Genomic DNA, 17,483 nt, shown 5'->3' with positions numbered 1-17,483 from the left:
TGCACCCGGACGATGCCGTGCGATCCGAGTCAACAATGGGCCGCCGCGGCGCACCCGCCGGCCCAAACCGGTTCGATGGTAGGCAGACCGGTGGCAAAAGGGCAACAAAGCCTGCAAGGCACTGCCGCGGCCGTGGCCTCTCGGGCAGCGGTTTACAAAACCGGCCTTTGCTGTCGGGGGTGGCTTGAAAAACCGCCTGCGCGCACGCAACTGCCATGCAGGACAGTCTCTACACGCACGCCATGACCACCACCGCCTTGCACATCGTCTGCCCCCATTGCCACACGACCAACCGCGTCCAGAGCGCCGACCTGCAGCGCGCGCCCGACTGCGGCAGCTGCCACCAGCCGCTGTTTGCCGGCGCGCCGCTGGCGCTCGACGGCGCCAGCTTCGACAAGCATGTCGGGCGCAGCCAGATTCCGGTGCTGGTCGACTTCTGGGCGCCCTGGTGCGGCCCCTGCCTGCAAATGGCGCCCGCCTTTGCCCAGGCCGCGCGCCAGCTGGAGCCGCGCCTGCGCCTGGCCAAGCTCGACACCGAGGCCCACCCGCAGATTGCGGGCCACTACGGCATCCGCAGCATTCCAACGATGATTCTGTTCAAGGACGGACGGGAAGCGGCGCGGGTGTCCGGCGCGATGAGCTCGGGCGACATTGCGCGCTGGGTGCAGTCGGTGCTGTGATCTACGGCGCTGCGGCGCGGTGCCGACCAGCGGTCAACGCACGCCCGCCAGCCACCGCTGCAGCGCCTGCTCGCGCTCGCGCGCAATCCACTCGCCCACCTGCGCACCGGCAGCGCCGGCCTCTGCGGCGCGCGCGGCCACCTCGGCCGTGGGCACCGCAAGCGCCACCTCCAATGCGCGCGCCAGGCGCTCGCGCTGCGGATAGGCGCTTTCCTCGAACCCCAGGCGCCCGCGCGCGTCGCACTCGCAGGCCAGCAGCACGCCGGCAAAGCGCGCGGGCTTGCGCAGCGCGTCGCAGCGCACCAGCAGGCGCAGCAGCGCCGCGGCGCCCAGCTCCCGGCTGCGGTGGATGTTGCCGTGCTCGCGTGCGACGACATCGGCCATCTCGCGGCAGTCGCCGGGCACGCGCAGGCGCTCGCACAGCCTGGCCAGCAGGCGCGCACCGCGCTGCTCGTGGCCGATGTGGCGCGGCAGCACGTCGGCCGGCGTCGCGCCCTTGCCCAGGTCGTGCACCAGGCAGGCAAAGCGCACCGGCAGCGGCGCATCCAGCTGCGCGGCCATCCGCAGCACCATCATGACGTGCACGCCGGTGTCGACCTCGGGGTGGTATTCGGCGCGCTGGGGCACGCCCCACAGGCGGTCGAGCTCGGGCAGCAGCACGGCCAGCGCGCCGCACTCGCGCAGCACCTCGAACATGCGCTGCGGCTGCGCCTGCATCAGCCCGCGCGCCAGCTCCTGCCAGACGCGCTCGGGCACCAGGTGATCCACTTCGCCGTCCTGCACCATGGCGCGCATCAGCTCCAGCGTTTCGGGCGCGATGCGAAAGTCGTGAAAGCGCGCCGCAAAGCGCGCCACGCGCAGGATGCGCACCGGGTCTTCGCGAAACGCGTCGGTCACGTGGCGCAGCACGCCGGCGCGCAGGTCGGCCAGGCCGCCGTAGGGGTCGATCACCTGCGCCTCGCCGGCAAAGCCCTCGGGCGCTGCCATGGCGTTGATCGTCAGGTCGCGCCGCGCCAGATCCTGCTCCAGCGTCACGTCGGGCGCGCTGTGCACCGCAAAGCCGTGGTAGCCGCGTCCGCTCTTGCGCTCGGTGCGCGCCAGAGCGTATTCCTCGTGCGTGACCGGGTGCAGAAACACCGGAAAGTCGCGCCCCACGGGCGCAAAGCCGCGCGAGAGCATCTGCTCGGGCGTCGCACCGACGACGACCCAGTCGCGGTCGCTCACCGGCAGGCCCAGCAGCTGGTCGCGCACCGCGCCGCCGACGGTGTAGATCTGCGGCGCGGCGCCGTCCGGCCCCACGGCCGGCGCGTCAGTAGCCAAAGAACTCCTCGCTGCGCAGGTCGTCCTCGTCGATGCCTGCGGCTTCGGCGGCGTTGCGCATGGCTTCGACCATGGGCGTGGGGCCGGAGATGTAGACGATGGGGTCGTTCAGGCCGGCCACCGCCTTGCGGATGAAGTCGGCGTCGATCATTCCGCTGGTGCCGGTCCACGGCGGCGTGCTGCCGGCCGGGTCGGTCATCGTCGCAATCATGCGAAAGCGCGGGTTGCGCTTTTCCAACTGCTGCAGCTCTTCGAGAAACGCCGTGTCCTGCGTGCGGCGGTTGGAGTACAGCAGCAGCAGGTCCTGCGGCGTCTGCTGCTCGGCCGCGTTGCGCAGCATGCTCATGAACGGCGTGATGCCGATGCCGCCGGCAATCAGGACGCCGGCGCGCTCGGTCTTCTTGTGCAGGGTGAGCGAGCCGAACGGCCCGTCGATGGTCAGCGGCGCACCGATCGGCAGCACCTTGAGCGCGCGCTTGAAGTTGCTGTCGCGCATGCGTGTGGCAAAGACCAGCTCTTTCTCGGACGGCGCGGCGACGATGGAGAAGGCATGGCTCACGTCCTCCTGCGGCGTGGACGCGTCCAGTCCGGTCAGCCCGATCTCGAAGGCCTGGCCCGGCTTGTAGCTGAAGCCCTCGGGTTTTTCGATGTGGAATGCCATCGTGCCCTGCGCCACTTCGGTGCGTGACAACAGGTGGGTGGTGTAGATCGCCATGGTTGCTCCTCTGGTTTGCGTTTGCGAAGTGAACTGGGACGGGTTTCAGGCGTCGAGCGTGACGACCAGCTGCGGGTCGAACAGCGGGTTCTCGTTGACGCCCTCCTTGCAGTAGCCGCGCGGGTTGCACAGCACGCGCGTGCCGCCTACGCGGTAGTCGAAGCTGTCGTGCGTGTGGCCGTGTATCCACAGCTGCGCGCCGCTGGCGGCGACCAGCGCCTGCGCGTCGGAGACGAAGATGCCGTTGAGCGGCGAGCCGGCAAAGCGCGGGTGGATGCTGTGCGGCGTGGGCGCGTGGTGGGTGATGACGACGGTGGTGCCGTCGAACGGCTGGCGCAGCTGCTCGCCCAGCCAGCGCACGTTGGCGTCGAACAGCGCGGCGCTGTCGCTGGGCGTGAAGATGGGCGCGTCGTCCCCCGCACGGGTGCGCACGCGCTGGAAGTCGTAGGCGAACTGCTGCGCCTTGGCCATGGCGTCGTCGCGCACCTGGCCTTCGCCGGCGATGCGAAAGTCGCTCCACAGCGTGCTGCCGATGAAGCGCACGCCGCCGATCACCACGCTGTCGTTGTCCAGGATGCGCACCGCGCTGCCCGCGCTGCCCGCGCACAGTTCGCGCATCAGCGCGACGGTCTCGGGCAGGCTGGAGCCATAGAACTCGTGGTTGCCCGGCACGTACAGCACCGGCTTGCCAAAGCCCTGGACCCAGGCGCAGGCGGCGGCCGGGCGGGCAATGTCGCCGGCCAGGATGACCAGGTCGGCGTCGGTGGCAGGGTGCTCCATGCCGGCCACGCCCAGGTGCAGGTCCGACAGGATGTGCAGCTTCATGGTGCTCCTTGTGTTTTTATCGCCGCGTACGGCTCAGCGGCGCAGGCGATACGGCTCCTCGAAGGGCCGGAAGTCGTGCTCCAGCAGCGCGCCGGCAATCCAGTCGCGCACGCCCGGCAGGTCGGCCACACGCTGCACATAGGCGGCGCTCGCCTCGCTCAGGCCCTCGGGCTGGTAGGTGATCAGGCGCATGCACACCGGCGCGTAGAACGCATCGGCGACGGTGAAGTGGCCAAACAGCATCGGGCCGCCGTGGCGCGCCAGCAGCCCGTCCCACAGCTGCACCAGGCGCTGCAGGTCGGCCTGCACACCGGGGCGGTCGCGCAGCGCCAGCGCGCCCACCTCGGGCAGGCGGGCCTCGATGTTCATCGGAAACGCGCCGCGCAGCGCGGCAAAGCCGCTGTGCATCTCGGCGGCGGCGCTGCGCGCCTGGGCGCGCGCGGCGCGCTCCTGGGGCCATAGCCGCGCGTCGGGGCGGGTCTCGGCCAGGTATTCGGCAATCGCCAGCGTGTCCCAGACGGTGGTGTCGCCGTCGACCAGCACCGGCACCTTGCCGGTGGGCGAGACCTGGGCCAGTGCACGCTTGAAGTCGGAGCCGGGCGCGAAGCTGTCGAAGCGCACCGGGATTTCCTCGAAGTCAATGCCCGCCTGGCGCATCAGCACCCAGGGCCGCATCGACCAGGACGAATAGTTCTTGTTGCCGACATACAGCTTGAGCATCGCGCTTCTCCTCGTTTGGCCCCGCCCGCACCGCGCTCCATCCTCCGGTGCGGCGCCAGCGCTACACCGGCCAGACCACGCCGTTGTCGTTGAGGATGGCGTCCAGCGGCATGTCGTGCGCCTCGGGCTCGAACTCGTCCAGGTAGCCCGCGGTGTAGCCCAGCCCCACGGTCGTCGGGCGCGGCTGCAGCGCAGCCAGCGTGCGGTCGTAGAAGCCGCCACCATAGCCCAGGCGGTAGCCGCCGGGGCCATAGCCCACGCATGGCACGAACAGCAACGTGGGAATCAGGGCTTCGGTGTCCTTGGGCTTCGGTATCCCGTAGGCGTCCTCCTCCATCGGACAGCCCGGGTACCAGGCGTGGAAGGTGAGCGTCTTGTGCACCTTGTCGATCACCGGCAGGCCGATGCGCCGGCGCAGCGGCTCGTCGATCAGCTCGCCGTCCTCCTTCCAGCGGTGCAGCGCGGGCAATGGGTCGAACTCGCCCTTGATCGGCCAGTAGGCGCCGATCACCGTGTCCGGGCGGTCGACCAGCCAGATGCGCATCACGCGCTGCAGCAGGTCGGCGCGCTGTAGGCGGTCGGGCATGTCCAGGCGTTGCTGGATCAGGGCGCGGCGCAGGGCTGTTTTGTCCATCCGATAATCCTTCCAATGCAGTTCAAGAAGATTTTGACATCGCTTGCGGCCGCCGCCGTGCTGGCCGCCACGGCATTGGGCGTGCACGCCCAGACGCAGGCAGGCCAGGACGCGCCGGGCGACGCGGCCGTGCTGGAGATGCAACAGGCCTTTCGCAAAGGCGACCGCGCACGCCTGAGCGCATTGCTGCCCCAGGCGCAAAACCATCCACTGGCCGCATGGGCGGCGTACTGGGAGCTGCGCGCACGGCTCGACGACGCCAGCAGCGACGAAGTGCAGGCATTCCTGCAACGCTGGGCCGGCACCTACCAGGAGGATCGCCTGCGCAACGACTGGCTGCGCGTGCTGGGCAAGCAGCGCGACTGGGATCAGTTCTCCGCCGCGCTGCCCGGCTTTCGCATGCGCGACGACCGCGAGGTGCGCTGCTACGCGCTAGCGATCGACGAAGAGCACGGCCAGGGCGCACCGGACGCCGGCGCGCGCCTGCTGGCCGACTGGTACGCGCTTGGCAACGGCGACGACGGCTGCACCTACGCGGCAGGCGCGCTGTACTCGGCAGGGCGCATCAGCGCGCAGGACGTCTGGCGCAAGGCCAGGCTGGCGGCGCAGGCCGGGCAGCTGACGGCCGCCGGCAACGCGGTGCGCATCGTCTCGCCGCAGTCCAGCGCGGCGCTGCGCCAGGCGCTGGCAGGGCCCCTCAAATACCTGGCCGCAGGCCTCAAGCAGGGCAAGCAGGCCGCCGGCGCCAGCCAGGAGCTGGCAACGATTGCGCTGGTGCGCATGGCGCGCTCGGACAGCGAGCAGACCGCACGGCTGCTGCAGCAGACCTGGGGCGCGCGCCTCACCGCCGAGCAGCGCGGCTGGCTGTGGGCGCTGCTGGGCCAGCGCGCGGCCATGTCGCTGTCGGACGACGCGCTGACCTACTACGAGCGCGCCGGCAAGGCCGCCGACCTGCCCGAGGACATGCTCACCTGGAAGGTGCGCGCCGCGCTGCGCGCCGGCCGCTGGAGCCTGGTGGCCAGCACCATCGACGCCATGCCCGAGGCGCTGCAGCAGGACAGCACCTGGCAGTACTGGCGCGCCCGCGCCTACCTGGCCGACCATCCGGACGCCATCAAGCGCGAGCGCGCCCACCAGCTGTTCAAGCGCATTGCCGCGACCACCGGGTTCTACGAGCAACTGGCGCTCGAAGAAATTGGCGGCCAGGTCACCGCGCCGCCCCCGCCGCCGCCGCTGACCGAGGCCGAAAAAGCCGCCGCGCGTGCCAACCCGGGGCTCAACCGCGCGCTCTACGCCATCCACCTGGGCCTGCGCAGCGAGGGCGTGCGCGAGTGGCACTACACCGTCAAGCTGCACGACAACGGCGGCATGGACGAGCGCTCGCTGCTGGCCGCCGCCGACCTGGCCTGCCACTACGAAGTGTGGGACCGCTGCATCAACACCAGCGAGCACACGCGCGGCGCGATCGACATGGCGCAGCGCTTCCCGATGCCGCACCACGACCTGGTCGTCGAGCGCGCGCGCAGCATCGGCCTGGATCCGGCCTACGTCTACGGTCTGATTCGCCAGGAAAGCCGCTTCATCCTGGCCGCGCGCTCGGGCGTGGGCGCGTCGGGCCTGATGCAGGTCATGCCCGCCACCGCGCGCTGGACCGCGCGCAAGATCGGCCTGACCGACTTCCAGCCGGACCAGATCTACGAGCGCGACACCAACATCACCATCGGCACCGCCTACCTGAAGCTGGCGCTGGACGACTTCGGCGACTCGCTGCCGCTGGCCGCCGCGGCCTACAACGCCGGCCCCGGGCGCCCGCGCAACTGGCGCAACGGCCCGGTGCTGGACGCGGCCATCTGGGCCGAGAACGTACCGTTCACCGAGACGCGCAACTACGTCAAGAACGTGCTGGCCAACACGGTGAACTACGCCGCGCTGCTGACCGGCCGGCCCCAGTCGCTCAAGCAGCGCCTGGGCACCGTCGGCCCGCGCATCGCAGACACCCCCGACCCCAGCGCCGAACTGCCCTGACCAGGCACCCTTGACCCCCGTCGCGCGCGGCACACAGGCGTGCGCCGCGCGGCCGATATAGTGGGCGCTTGCTTTTCATACAGGCAGGCGCCCCATGAACCACCCCGCCCCCTCCTCTTTGGCGATGCGCTTTGGCAGCGGCCGCGCCGTCGCGCGCATGGAAGACGACGCGCTGCTGCAAGGGCGCGGGCGCTATGTGGACGACCTGGGCCAGGCCGGCGACGGCTGGGCCGTGTTCGTGCGCTCCCCGCACGCGCACGCGGCCATTGGCGGAGTCGACGCGGACGCAGCGCGCGCGATGGACGGCGTGCGCGGCGTCTTCAGCGGCGCCGACCTGCAGGCCGCCGGCGTGCCGCCGATGGCGGGCGGCGCGCCGTTCAAGCGCGCGGACGGCAGCGCCTGCGCCACGCCCGCGCGCCATGCGCTGGCCGTCGGCGCGGTGCGCTTCGTCGGCGAGGCGGTGGCGCTGGTCGTCGCCGACAGCCTGCAACAGGCGCACGATGCGGCCGAGGCGGTCTGGGTCGACTACGAGGAGCTGCCCGCCGTCGCGTCGCTCGACGCGGCGCTGGCCGCCAGCGCCCGCGTGGTGGACGACGCGCCCGACAACATTGCCTGCGAGGTGCGCCACGGCGACGCGGCCGCCGCGGGCGCGGCCTTTGCGCGCGCCGCGCACGTGGTGGAGCTGACGCTGGAGCACCAGCGCGTGCACGCGCTGACGCTTGAACCGCGCGCGGTGCGCGCCGCCTGGGACGCTGCCACCGAGCGCATGGACATGTGGGTGTCCACGCAAATGCCCACCGGCGTGCGCGCCGCGGCGGCCGCCGGCCTGGGTGTTGCGGCAGAAGCGGTGCGCGTGCGCGTGGGCGACGTCGGCGGCGGCTTTGGCATGAAAACCTCGCCCTACCCCGAGGACGTGGCCATTGCCTGGGCCGCGCGCGCCACCGGCGCGCCGGTGCGCTGGACGGCCGAGCGCGGCGAGGAATTTGCCAGCACCACGCACGGGCGCGACCTGCGCACGCAGGCCGCGCTGGCACTGGACGCGGACGGCCGCATCCTGGCGCTGCGCGTGCACTCGCACGCCAACGTCGGCGCATATGCCACCAGCTCGGGCGTGGCCATCCAGCTCCTGATCGGCCCCTGGGTGCAGACCAGCGTCTACGACATCCCGGTGATCGACTTCCACTTCCGCGCCGTGCTGACCCACCAGGCTCCCACCGGCGCCTACCGCGGCGCGGGCCGGCCCGAGGCCATCTTCAACATCGAGCGGCTGATGGACGAGGCGGCGCGCCAGACCGGCATCGACCGGCTACAGCTGCGCCGGCGCAACTTCATCCGCCCCGAGCAGATGCCCTACACCAACCCGATGGGCCAGACCTACGACACCGGGCGCTTCGCCCATGTGCTGGGCCAGGTGCTGCCGCTGGCCGACTGGGACGGTTTTGACGCGCGAGCGCAGCAGTCGCGCGCTCGCGGCCTGTGGCGCGGGCTGGGTATTGCAACGTTCCTGGAGTGGACCGGCGGCAACGCCTTCGAAGAGCGCGTCACGGTCGAAGTGCGCGCCGAGGGGCTGATCGAGGTCTACGCCGCGGTCAACCAGATGGGCCAGGGCATTGCCACGTCGCTGGCGCAGCTCGTCGTCGATGCGTTTGACGTGCCGCTGGAGCAGGTGCGCGTGGTGCTGGGCGACACCGACCGCGGCAACGGCTTTGGCAGCGCCGGCTCGCGCTCGCTGTTCACCGGCGGATCGGCCATGCACGTGGGCGCGCAGCAGACCGTGCAGGCGGCGCGCACGCTGGCCGCGCAGGCGCTGGAGGCGGCCGAGGCCGACATCCGCTACGAAGCCGGGCGCTTCACCGTCGCCGGCACCGACCTGGGCGTGGGCCTGTACGAGCTGGCGGCGCGCCAGGACGGCGCGCACATCTTCGTCGAGCACACCGAGCGCGTGGCCGGCCCCAGCTGGCCCAACGGCGCGCATGTCTGCGAGGTGGAGGTCGACCCCGCCACCGGCGCCGTGGCGCTGGCCGCCTACACCAGCGTCAACGACGTGGGCCGCGTGGTCAACCCAACCATCGTGCGCGGGCAGCTGGACGGCGGCGCGGTGCAGGGCATAGGCCAGGCGCTGATGGAGCGCATGGTCTACGACGGCGCCAGCGGCCAGCTGCTGACCGGCAGCCTGATGGACTACGCCGCGCCGCGCGCCTGCGACATTGGCGCGCACTTCAGCACGCACATGGACGAGACGACGCCCAGCACCAACAACCCGCTGGGCGTCAAGGGCGTGGGCGAGCTCGGCACGATCGGCGCCGCGCCCTGCGTGGTCAACGCGGTGGCCGACGCGCTGGCGCGCGCGGGCCACGCCGACCTGTGCGCCCAGCTGCAGATGCCGCTGACCCCTGCGCGGCTGTGGGAGCTGCTGCAGGGGAGCGAGCGGCCTGCCGCCTGATTCCATTGCTATATCGATCGAGTACGCGAAGGTGAAGCGCAGACAGTGCTGTAGCACGACAAGCGAAGCCGACAAAGTAATCGGTTGATATGGAAATGGAATAAGCACCTCCATCGCGGCGAGGGCGCCGCTCCCGCGGGGTGCTTGCGCTACGCCGCCCTTGGCGGGCGCTGGATCTGCACCTCGGCCAGCATGCGCAGCAGCGAGCGGTTGACGTGCTCGGCGCCCATCTCGTGGTCTTCGCACAGGCGGCGCACCAGCGCGGCGTCCCCGCCTTCGAGCGCCTTGGCCACTTCCAGGCAGGGCGCGTAGGCGCCGCTGCGCAGCACGACGGCGTTGTAGATGCGCTCGGACAGCGGCAGGCGCCGCATGATGGTGCCGATCGGCTCGTGCAGCAGTTCGTCCAGGCGCGAGAACAGCCCCGACAGATAGACCTCGCGGCGCAGGTCGTGGCTCACGCCGGCGTCCATCAGCCGCTCGGCCAGGCGCGCACGCAGCACAGTGGTGTCGCGGACCGGGCGCATGTCTGGCTCGGTCGACGCGTGCGGCAGCAGCTCGCCGAGCCACTGCGCAAGCGCCCCATAGCCCATCATGACCAGGCCGCGGCGGGGCGTGTCGACGCCGGTGCGCAGGCCCAGCGACGCCGAGTTGGTGAAGGTCATGAAGCGGTAGGCCAGCAGCGCGTCCTCGCCCATCACGCTCTCCAGCGCCTCGATGCCCTGGTCTTCGTCGATGGCCTTGAGCAGCTTGAGCACCGTCTCGTGCGAGGGCTGCAGCGGCTGGTAGCGCAGGCTGTGCAGCACGTCCTCGACCGGCCAGCCGGCCACGGCCATCGCGCCCACGTCGTCCAGGCAGTGCGACAGCAGCGCGCGGCTGGCCACGCCGTCATAGACCTGCCCGGCGATCAGCGGCGACGCGGGCGGCGGCTGGGCGCCGGAGCGGCCGCGCTGCGCGGCGACCTGCAGCGCCTGCATCGCGTCGCGGCTGGACAGCTGCAGCACGCTCATGCCGAACAGCCGCGCGACGGCCGGCTCGGGCAGCGCGTCGAGCAGGCCGCGCCAGACCAGGCGCAGGCCGCGGCGGTGCGCAGCCTGGGCGCGCGCCAGCAGCGCCGCGTCAGCCAGCCACGCGCCATCCACTTCGATCGACGGCGAGCCCGCCGGCGCGTGCTCAAGCAGGTCGGCCAGCAGCGCAGGTGTTGCGGGCGTGAGCAGCAGCGGCGGCGAGCTGGCCGACCACATCTCGCGGATGGTGCGCAGCAGGTGCGGCGCGTCCACGTGCGTCTGGCCGTCGCCGTCGACCAGCAGCTGCACGCCCGCGAGCTTGCGCGCGGGATTCCACAGGAGGCGGTAGCCCAGCGTCAGGCTGCCAAGAACGGATTGCACCATGGGGCCAGGATCGATACGCGAATAAGAATGCCGGCCATTGTCGGGCCTGCGCGCAGGCCCGCGGCAAAAACCAGTCAGTTGATGAAGTTGAACAAGGACAGGCGCTGCACCTGGGCGTAGGACTGCAGCGCCGCCTGGTAGCCGACGTTGGCATTCTGGAAGTCGGAGATGCCCTGCACCATGTCCAGGTCCTCGGCGCGCGAGCGGTCGGCTTCGAGCTGGATGGCGCGCTTGCCCTGGTCGTCGCCCACGCGGTCGGCGCGGTTGAGCAGCTCGCCGGCAAAGCCGCGCATGTTGTGCAGGCGCTCCAGCCCCTTGTCGATGTTGGCCAGCGCCTGGCCCACGACCTGGTTGGCGGCGGCGCTGTCGGCGGCGCCGGCAATGCCGGCGATGGCCGCGTCCAGCGTGCTCATCAGGCTGGGGCTGGCGGCAATCTGGACGGTGTCGCCATCCGCCGGCGACGGCGCGGTGCTGCCGTCGGCGTTCTTGCCCGGCTTGGCCTCGATGTTCAGGCTGAAGACGGCGCCGCCCGGGTCCGGGTCGGTGAAGCTGACCGCGATGTTGCTCAACTCGTCCGGCTTGAGGCCGGTGACGGTCTGCGTGCCGCCCATGGGGGTTCCGTCGCTGCGCGTGACCTGGTAGTCGATGTCGTAGCTGCCGTCGGCGTGCACCGTGGGCGTGCCAAAGCTGACCGAATAGCCAAAGGCGTTGCCGTTGGCATCGAGCGCGATCTGCGACTTGTTGGCCACGTCGATGGTGCCGGTCGACAGATGGCGCCCGGCCAGCGGCGTGGCGGCGGCGTTGCCCAGCGTCGCGGCGTAGACGCCGTCGCGGCGCGGGTCGAACATCAGCGCGGCGTGGCCGTCGAGCGTCGTCGTGATCGTGTTGCCCTGGCTCGCGCCCTGGCCCGGCAGGCCGTCGAACTGGTAGTCGGCGCCGCCAGCCAGCAGCGGGCCGGCAAAGGCCTGCAGCGCGCTGCCCAGCGCGCCCAGCAGCGGCGCGCCATTGGTGTCCTTGCGGTTGATGACCTCGGTGAACTGCTCGCGCAGGCTTTGCAGCTGGTTGGCATAGGTCTTGCGGTCCTCGGCCTTGAGCGAGCCGTTGCCCGCCGCGACGACGAGCTGGCGCATCTCCTGGATCACGCCGATGGCGTCGCCCAGCGCCGACTCTCCCAGCGCGATGGAGTCGCGCTGCACCTCCAGCTGGCGCTGCTCGGTCTGGATGCGGCTGATGCGCGTGAGCGCGCGCTCGGCCTGCGCCGCGGCCACCGGGTCGTCGCTGGGGCGCACCACGCGCTTGCCGCTGGTCAGGTTCTCCTGCAGGTCGACCAGCTGCTTTTGCCGCGCGGCCAGGTTGCGCAGCGTGCTGTCGTACATGTTGGCGGTGCTCACGCGGTAGAAGTTGGTCATGCGGTGCTCTCTTTTCCGGCCGGCCTGGCGCGCGTTCAGCGCGAGACGGTCTGCAGCAGGTTGTCGAAAATCGTCTGCGCGATCTGCAGCATCTTGGCCGACGCCTGGTAGGCCTGCTGGTACTGGATCAGCTTGGCCGCCTCCTCGTCCAGGTTGACGCCCGAGACCGCGCTGCGGCTGGCCTCCAGGTTGGCGGCAATCGCGTCCGACAGCCTGGCCGCGTACTGCGCGCTCTGCGCGCGCGTGCCCACCTGGGCCATCAGGCCGGCGTAGCCGTCCGACAGCGTCGAGCCGTCGAACATCTGCGCGTCGCGCAGGTTCATCAGCGCGCTGGCGTTGCCGGCGTCGCGCGTGTACCAGTCGCCGTACTGCGGGTCGAGCGCATTGCCCACGGTCACCGTGTCGCCCGTCCTGGGCGTGCCTTGCAGCGTGATCTGCCAGCCCTGGTAGGCAATGGGCTGGCCGGCGGTGAAAGGCTGGGCCGCGGCCACCGTGGTCGGCGGGTTGGTGCCGTGGCTGAGGATGTCGTAGGTGGTGGGCGGGCCTTCGTCAAAGCGCAGCTCGATGCCGCCGGCCGTCGGCGGCGTGGCCGTCGCGTCGGCCACTGGCGGGCGCAGCGCGGGGTCGGCGCTGGTGCTGGCGAGCTGCACCAGCTGCAGCGTGCCGCCGTTGGCCGTGCCCATTTGCGCGTTGACCGGGTTGGCCGCGGCCAGGTCGCGCGGCGAGTGCACCAGCGCCTGGAGGTTGCCGGCCACGCCGTCGAAGGGCTTGAACAGCACGCGCTCGCCGGCCAGCGGCGGGTGGGCGGCGTCGAAGTCGAAGGTCAGCCCGTCGATCTGCTGGCCGCGCAGGTCGTCCAGATCGCTGAAGCCAAAGGTCTTGTTGTCCGACAGGCGCACCACCATGCCCCCCGGCGGGCTGTCGGAGAAGCGCACCTCGTAGTCGGACGCGGCCAGCTGCGTCGGGTCGAAATTGGCGCTGCCAAAGTCGATGCGTCCCTGCGACGCGCCCTTGGTCAAGCCGTCCACCTGCGCGGGCAGCGAAAACAGCGGCTTGCCCGGCTCGCCGTCCAGCGTCAGTCCCATGCTCTGCTGCGCGTTCAGCGACGCGCCAATGGCCAGCGCCAGGCGCCCGAGCAGGTTGCGCCCCTCGACCAGGTCCTCGTTGGCAAAGCGCAGCAGCCCCGACAGCTCTCCGCCGCCGAGCGTGCCAGCGCCCAGCTCCACCGGCTGCGCGCCCGCGCGCTGGAAGAACACGCCCATCTGCTGGCTGCCGGGGAACAGCTGCGACTCGCCCACCGCCAGCTGCGCCGCGGTGTTGCCCAGCACCAGCGCCTGGCTGCCGCCGACGAACACGCCCAGCGTGCCGTCGTCGGCCGGGATCTGCGTGGTCTGCACGTATTGGTTGAGCTCGCGGATGAACTGGTCGCGCTGGTCGAGCAGGTCGTTGGGCGGCTGGCCGTTGCCCTTGGCGCGGGCGATTTGCTCGTTGACCTGGGCAATGCTTTGCGCCAGCGCGTTGACGCGGTCGACGTCGCTCTTGAGCTGCTCGGTCACCGAGTAGGCGATCTCCTGCAGCTGCTCGCTAGACGAGCGCATGCGCGCGGCCATCTCGTCCATGCGCGTGAGCACCACGGTGCGCGCGGTCTGGTCGGTGGGCGCGGAGACCACGTCGCCCAGCGCGTTGAGCATGTCGGTGATTGCCGCGCCCAGGCCGGCGGTGCCGCCCGAGAACACGTTCTGCATCTGATCCAGGCGCTCGGAGCGCACCGCGTCGCCCGCCTGCACCGCCGCCGCCGCAGCCGCCTGGCGCGTCAGCAGTTCGTTGTGGTTGCGCAGGATGGTGGCCACCTGCACGCCCTTGCCGATGTAGCCGCCGCCGGTGAACTGGCCCTGCACGGTCTGCATCACCGTGCTCTGGCGCGAGTAGCCGGGCGTGCTGACGTTGGCGATGTTGTGCCCGGCCGTCTGCAGGGCCACCTGGTTGGCCAGCAGGGCACGGGAGCCGACGTTCAAAAGACTCATGGTGGTCGTGCCTCGTCAAGCCTGGCTGCCGCCCAGCTGGGCCAGCGCCTGCGCCTGCCCCTGCGCCTGGTGCGGCACGGTCAGCGTGCTGCGGATGGCGCGGCCAAGCTTGGCCGCGTACTGCGGGTCGGTGGCGTAGCCGGCCTTTTGCAGCTCGGCCGCGTAGGCCGTGGCGGAATGGGTGTTCTCCATGGCGCGGGCGTAGCGTGGGTTTTCGGAAATCAAGCGTGCGTAGTCGCGGAACGACTCCTCGAACGAGTCATAGGCGCGGAACTTGGCGACCACCTTGCGCGGCTGGCCGTCGACGTATTCGGTGGTGGTGACCTGGGCGACCTTGCCGCTCCAGCCGCCGCCGGCCTTGATGCCGAACAGGTTGAAGGAGTTGCCACCGTCGGCGGTGCGAATCTGGCTCTTGCCCCAGCCGGTCTCGTGCCCCGCCTGGCCGAGCATGAAGCTCGCTGGAATGCCGCTGGCGCGCGCCACGCGCTCGGCCGCGCCGCGGTGGTGCTGCACGAAGTCGTCGCGCCCCTTGGGGGCGCTGGCATGCGGGTCGCCACGCGGGATGGGCGCGGCGCGCAGCGCGCCCAGGCGCAGCGTCGAGCCGTCGACCAGGCCGGTGGCGCCGGCCGCGCCCAGCTGCTGCGCCAGCTGGCGCTGGATGGCGTCGGCCAGGCCGCCGGGCAGGCCGGCCATCTGCACCGACATCTGCTGGTCGAACATGTCGTTGGCCAGGTTGCCCTCGGCGCCGTCGAACATGCCGGACTTGACCGTGGCGTCGCGCATGCTCTTGATCAGCTCGCGCATGAAGAGGGATTCGAGCTGCAGCGCCGCCTCGCGCGTGGCTTTTTGCGCCGCCTCGCCGTTGCCGTGCACTGCCTGCGTCTTCAGCGCGTTCAGCGACCGCCCGTCGACGGCCAGCGCGCGCTGGGCCGTGGCCACGGCGTTGTCTGCAAGCGAGGTCAGCGCGCTCATCTCAGATCACCTCCAGCTCGGCGTTGAGCGCGCCTGCCGCCTTGATCGCCTGCAGTATGGCCAGCAGGTCCTGGGGCGTGGCGCCCAGCGCGTTGAGCGCGCGCACCACGTCGGCCAGCTGCGGCGCGGCCGGCATCTGCAGCACCTGGCCGCCCTGCTGCTGGATGGTGATGTCGCTTTTCTGCGCGACCACGGTCTCGCCGCGCGACAGCGGGTTGGGCTGGCTGATGACCGGCGTGCTGCTGATCGTGATCGCCAGGTTGCCGTGCGCGATCGCGCAGGGGCCCAGCGTCACCGCCTGGTTGAGCACGATGGAGCCGGTGCGCGCATTGATGACCACCTTGGCCGCGGGCGTGGACTCGGGCAGCTGCAACTCTTCGAGCTCGGCGACGAAGCCCACGCGCGCGCCAGGGGCCGAAGGAGCGCGCACCTGCACCGTGCGTGCGTCCAGCGCCGTGGCCGTGCCCGGGCCGCTGCGCGCGTTGATCGCCTGCGCCACCTTGCGCGCGGTCTGGAAGTCCGAGGCGTTGAGCCCCAGCGTGATCGTGTCGCCGTCCAGGAACGGCGTGGGCACGCCGCGCTCGACCTGCGCGCCCTCGGGAATGCGCCCGGCGCTCAGGTGGTTGATCTGCACCCGCGAGCCGCCGGCTGCCGCGCCCGCGCCACCGACGACCAGGTTGCCCTGCGCCAGCGCGTAGATCTCGCCGTCGGCGCCGCGCAGCGGCGTGGTGATCAGCGTGCCGCCCTTGAGCGACTTGGCGTTGCCGATCGACGAGACCGACACGTCGATGTGCTGGCCCGGCTGGGCAAACGCCGGCAGCTGGGCGGTGACGACGACGGTGGCCACGTTCTTGAGCTGCGGCGCGCTGGTGCCCGGCGGCAGCGAAATGCCCATTTGCAGCAGGTAGTTGCTCATGGCCTGCGCGGTGAACGGCATCTGCGTGGACTGGTCGCCCGTGCCGTCCAGCCCGACGACCAGGCCGTAGCCCGACAGCTGGTTGCTGCGCACGCCCTGCACCGCCGCGATCTCCTTGATGCGCAGCGCCTGCGCGGGCAGCGCCAGCGCGGCCAGCAGCAGGCACAGCAGACAGCGGAGTACGGGCAGGGTTTTCATGGCAACCATTGTCGCCAGCAGCATGGCCCGCCAATGCCCGGATAAGTGCCGCCTAAAAGCGGCTATTGGCGGCTTTGCCAGCGGTTCATCTCCTTTCCCCTTTGGGGCAAGGGAAATTACAGCCGGTGCATGCGGTCGCCCACGGCAAAGCCGCGCGGCTGCCAGACGTCGCCGGCGGCGCCCAGCGCCAGCACCTTGAACAGCTCGCCCATCTCGTGCTCCAGCACCAGCTTGGACGCGCGCGCGCGCTCGGCCGGCGCCAGCGCCTGCATCAGCTCGGTGATGCCGCAGTTGAGCAGAAACCGGCCCTGGCCGGTATAGCCCAGCACCTCCAGGCCGGCGTCCTGCGCGGCCAGCGCGATGCCGGTGAAGTTGACGTGGGCGGTGATGTCCTTGGCGCCCACGCCGGCCAGCGGGTCGGTATCCACCCGGTGCGCCTGGTGGCACACCAGCGTGCCGCCGTCGCGCTGCGGGTGGTAGTACTCGTCCTCTCCAAAACCATAGTCGATCAAGAACGCCGCGCCGCGGCGCAGGTGCGCGGCCAGCGTGCGCACAAAGCCTTCGGCCTGGGCGTGGATCTCGGTCAGGTAGTCGTGGCCGCCGGCCACCTCGACCGGCGGGCGCAGGTCGGTCGGCCGGTCGCTCCAGGCAAAGCCCGCGCCATCCGCCACCACGCCGCGCTCATGCCACGCGCCATCCACGCGGTGCAGCAGCTGCACCGGCATTGCGTCCAGCACCTCGTTGCCGACGACCACGCCCTCGATCACCTCGGGCAGGCGGTCGGCCCACTGCACGCGATCGCCCCAGGCGGCCAGGCGCTCGCGCTGGCGCGCGCGCAGGCTGCCCGACAGGTCGACGATGGTGTAGCGTCGCACCCGATCGCCCAGCGCGGTGAGCAGCTGCTCGGCCAGCGCGCCGCTGCCGGCGCCGAATTCCCAGACCTCGTCCGTAGCAGTGTGCGCCAGCGCCTCGCCCACCTGCACCGCCAGCGCCTGGCCGAAGGCGCACGAGAGCTCGGGCGCGGTGACGAAATCGCTGCCGCTTGCCGGCATGGCGCCGAACTTGCGGCTGTCGTTGGCGTAATAGCCCAGGCCGGGCGTATACAGCGCCAGCTGCATGAAGCGGCCAAAGCCCATCCAGCCGCCGGCGGCGGCGATCTGCGCATGGATGTGCGCGCTGAGAGGAGAAGTCACGGTGGTCATAATCGCCCGTTT

14 protein-coding genes are annotated in these 17,483 nt (G+C 71.1%); 3 read left to right on the top strand and 11 right to left on the bottom strand.

Going from position 1 to position 17,483, the window contains the following annotated elements; translation table 11 throughout:
• Positions 1–242: 242 nt before the first annotated feature.
• Entirely contained in the window at positions 243–680 is a 438-nt protein-coding gene (gene trxC, locus ABD767_RS03885; protein WP_344868312.1) for a thioredoxin TrxC, read from the top strand.
• Positions 681–713: 33 nt separating this feature from the next.
• On the opposite strand, the gene ABD767_RS03880 is transcribed toward trxC, so the two are convergent.
• From ABD767_RS03880 to ABD767_RS03860, 5 genes are all read right to left on the bottom strand, one after another.
• A complete protein-coding gene (locus tag ABD767_RS03880; RefSeq protein ID WP_103045992.1) occupies positions 714–1,979 on the bottom strand; it encodes a multifunctional CCA addition/repair protein in 1,266 nt (421 codons plus the stop codon).
• Between the two features lie 10 nt (positions 1,980–1,989).
• A complete protein-coding gene (locus ABD767_RS03875) occupies positions 1,990–2,715 on the bottom strand; it encodes an FAD-dependent oxidoreductase (RefSeq protein WP_103045993.1) in 726 nt (241 codons plus the stop codon).
• 45 nt (positions 2,716–2,760) lie between these two features.
• The gene (locus tag ABD767_RS03870) at positions 2,761–3,540 is read right to left on the bottom strand and encodes a metallophosphoesterase family protein (RefSeq protein ID WP_103045994.1); all 780 of its coding nucleotides are present in this window, start codon (positions 3,538–3,540) and stop codon (positions 2,761–2,763) included.
• 33 nt (positions 3,541–3,573) lie between these two features.
• On the bottom strand, positions 3,574–4,260 hold the full coding sequence (locus tag ABD767_RS03865) for a glutathione S-transferase N-terminal domain-containing protein (RefSeq protein WP_103045995.1): 687 nt from the start codon (positions 4,258–4,260) through the stop codon (positions 3,574–3,576).
• Between the two features lie 61 nt (positions 4,261–4,321).
• Positions 4,322–4,894 carry a 5-formyltetrahydrofolate cyclo-ligase gene (locus ABD767_RS03860; RefSeq protein ID WP_103045996.1) on the bottom strand — a complete coding sequence of 191 codons (573 nt, stop codon included), beginning with the start codon at positions 4,892–4,894 and terminating at the stop codon, positions 4,322–4,324.
• A gap of 15 nt (positions 4,895–4,909) precedes the next feature.
• Between ABD767_RS03860 and ABD767_RS03855 the strand changes: the two genes are divergently transcribed.
• Positions 4,910–6,919 (top strand): transglycosylase SLT domain-containing protein, encoded by a 2,010-nt coding sequence (locus ABD767_RS03855; RefSeq protein WP_103045997.1) that lies wholly within the window; start codon positions 4,910–4,912, stop codon positions 6,917–6,919.
• Between the two features lie 94 nt (positions 6,920–7,013).
• The gene (locus tag ABD767_RS03850) at positions 7,014–9,362 is read left to right on the top strand and encodes a molybdopterin cofactor-binding domain-containing protein (RefSeq protein ID WP_103045998.1); all 2,349 of its coding nucleotides are present in this window, start codon (positions 7,014–7,016) and stop codon (positions 9,360–9,362) included.
• A 149-nt stretch (positions 9,363–9,511) separates the two neighbouring features.
• On the opposite strand, the gene ABD767_RS03845 is transcribed toward ABD767_RS03850, so the two are convergent.
• From ABD767_RS03845 to ABD767_RS03820, 6 genes are all read right to left on the bottom strand, one after another.
• The gene (locus tag ABD767_RS03845) at positions 9,512–10,750 is read right to left on the bottom strand and encodes an HDOD domain-containing protein (protein ID WP_103044263.1); all 1,239 of its coding nucleotides are present in this window, start codon (positions 10,748–10,750) and stop codon (positions 9,512–9,514) included.
• Positions 10,751–10,824: 74 nt separating this feature from the next.
• The gene (locus ABD767_RS03840) at positions 10,825–12,159 is read right to left on the bottom strand and encodes a flagellin N-terminal helical domain-containing protein (protein WP_103044262.1); all 1,335 of its coding nucleotides are present in this window, start codon (positions 12,157–12,159) and stop codon (positions 10,825–10,827) included.
• Between the two features lie 35 nt (positions 12,160–12,194).
• A complete protein-coding gene (gene flgK / locus ABD767_RS03835; protein WP_103044261.1) occupies positions 12,195–14,183 on the bottom strand; it encodes a flagellar hook-associated protein FlgK in 1,989 nt (662 codons plus the stop codon).
• A gap of 15 nt (positions 14,184–14,198) precedes the next feature.
• Entirely contained in the window at positions 14,199–15,155 is a 957-nt protein-coding gene (flgJ, locus tag ABD767_RS03830; RefSeq protein WP_103044260.1) for a flagellar assembly peptidoglycan hydrolase FlgJ, read from the bottom strand.
• Position 15,156: 1 nt separating this feature from the next.
• Complete coding sequence (locus ABD767_RS03825; RefSeq protein WP_425549891.1) at positions 15,157–16,278, bottom strand: flagellar basal body P-ring protein FlgI; 1,122 nt, start codon at positions 16,276–16,278, stop codon at positions 15,157–15,159.
• 107 nt (positions 16,279–16,385) lie between these two features.
• Positions 16,386–17,471, bottom strand: a complete 1,086-nt coding sequence (locus ABD767_RS03820) for an SAM-dependent methyltransferase (RefSeq protein WP_103044259.1) — start codon at positions 17,469–17,471, stop codon at positions 16,386–16,388.
• Positions 17,472–17,483 lie beyond the last annotated feature (12 nt).

Source organism: Comamonas faecalis (assembly GCF_039538025.1).
Classification (GTDB): Bacteria; Pseudomonadota; Gammaproteobacteria; order Burkholderiales; family Burkholderiaceae_C; genus Comamonas_C; species Comamonas_C faecalis.
Note: the sequence above shows the minus strand (reverse complement) of the source record. Positions and strands in the feature narration are given on the sequence as shown.

What these genes read in the sequence shown, in the direction of transcription:
- ABD767_RS03870 (WP_103045994.1), bottom strand. Translation starts at nt 3,540, where the DNA reads ATGAAGCTGCACATCCTGTCGGACCTGCACCTGGGCGTGGCCGGCATG.
- flgK (WP_103044261.1), bottom strand. Translation starts at nt 14,183, where the DNA reads ATGAGTCTTTTGAACGTCGGCTCCCGTGCCCTGCTGGCCAACCAGGTG.
- ABD767_RS03855 (WP_103045997.1), top strand. Translation starts at nt 4,910, where the DNA reads ATGCAGTTCAAGAAGATTTTGACATCGCTTGCGGCCGCCGCCGTGCTG.
- flgJ (WP_103044260.1), bottom strand. Translation starts at nt 15,155, where the DNA reads ATGAGCGCGCTGACCTCGCTTGCAGACAACGCCGTGGCCACGGCCCAG.
- ABD767_RS03820 (WP_103044259.1), bottom strand. Translation starts at nt 17,471, where the DNA reads ATGACCACCGTGACTTCTCCTCTCAGCGCGCACATCCATGCGCAGATC.
- ABD767_RS03875 (WP_103045993.1), bottom strand. Translation starts at nt 2,715, where the DNA reads ATGGCGATCTACACCACCCACCTGTTGTCACGCACCGAAGTGGCGCAG.
- ABD767_RS03825 (WP_425549891.1), bottom strand. Translation starts at nt 16,278, where the DNA reads ATGGTTGCCATGAAAACCCTGCCCGTACTCCGCTGTCTGCTGTGCCTG.
- ABD767_RS03865 (WP_103045995.1), bottom strand. Translation starts at nt 4,260, where the DNA reads ATGCTCAAGCTGTATGTCGGCAACAAGAACTATTCGTCCTGGTCGATG.
- trxC (WP_344868312.1), top strand. Translation starts at nt 243, where the DNA reads ATGACCACCACCGCCTTGCACATCGTCTGCCCCCATTGCCACACGACC.
- ABD767_RS03845 (WP_103044263.1), bottom strand. Translation starts at nt 10,750, where the DNA reads ATGGTGCAATCCGTTCTTGGCAGCCTGACGCTGGGCTACCGCCTCCTG.
- ABD767_RS03840 (WP_103044262.1), bottom strand. Translation starts at nt 12,159, where the DNA reads ATGACCAACTTCTACCGCGTGAGCACCGCCAACATGTACGACAGCACG.
- ABD767_RS03850 (WP_103045998.1), top strand. Translation starts at nt 7,014, where the DNA reads ATGAACCACCCCGCCCCCTCCTCTTTGGCGATGCGCTTTGGCAGCGGC.
- ABD767_RS03860 (WP_103045996.1), bottom strand. Translation starts at nt 4,894, where the DNA reads ATGGACAAAACAGCCCTGCGCCGCGCCCTGATCCAGCAACGCCTGGAC.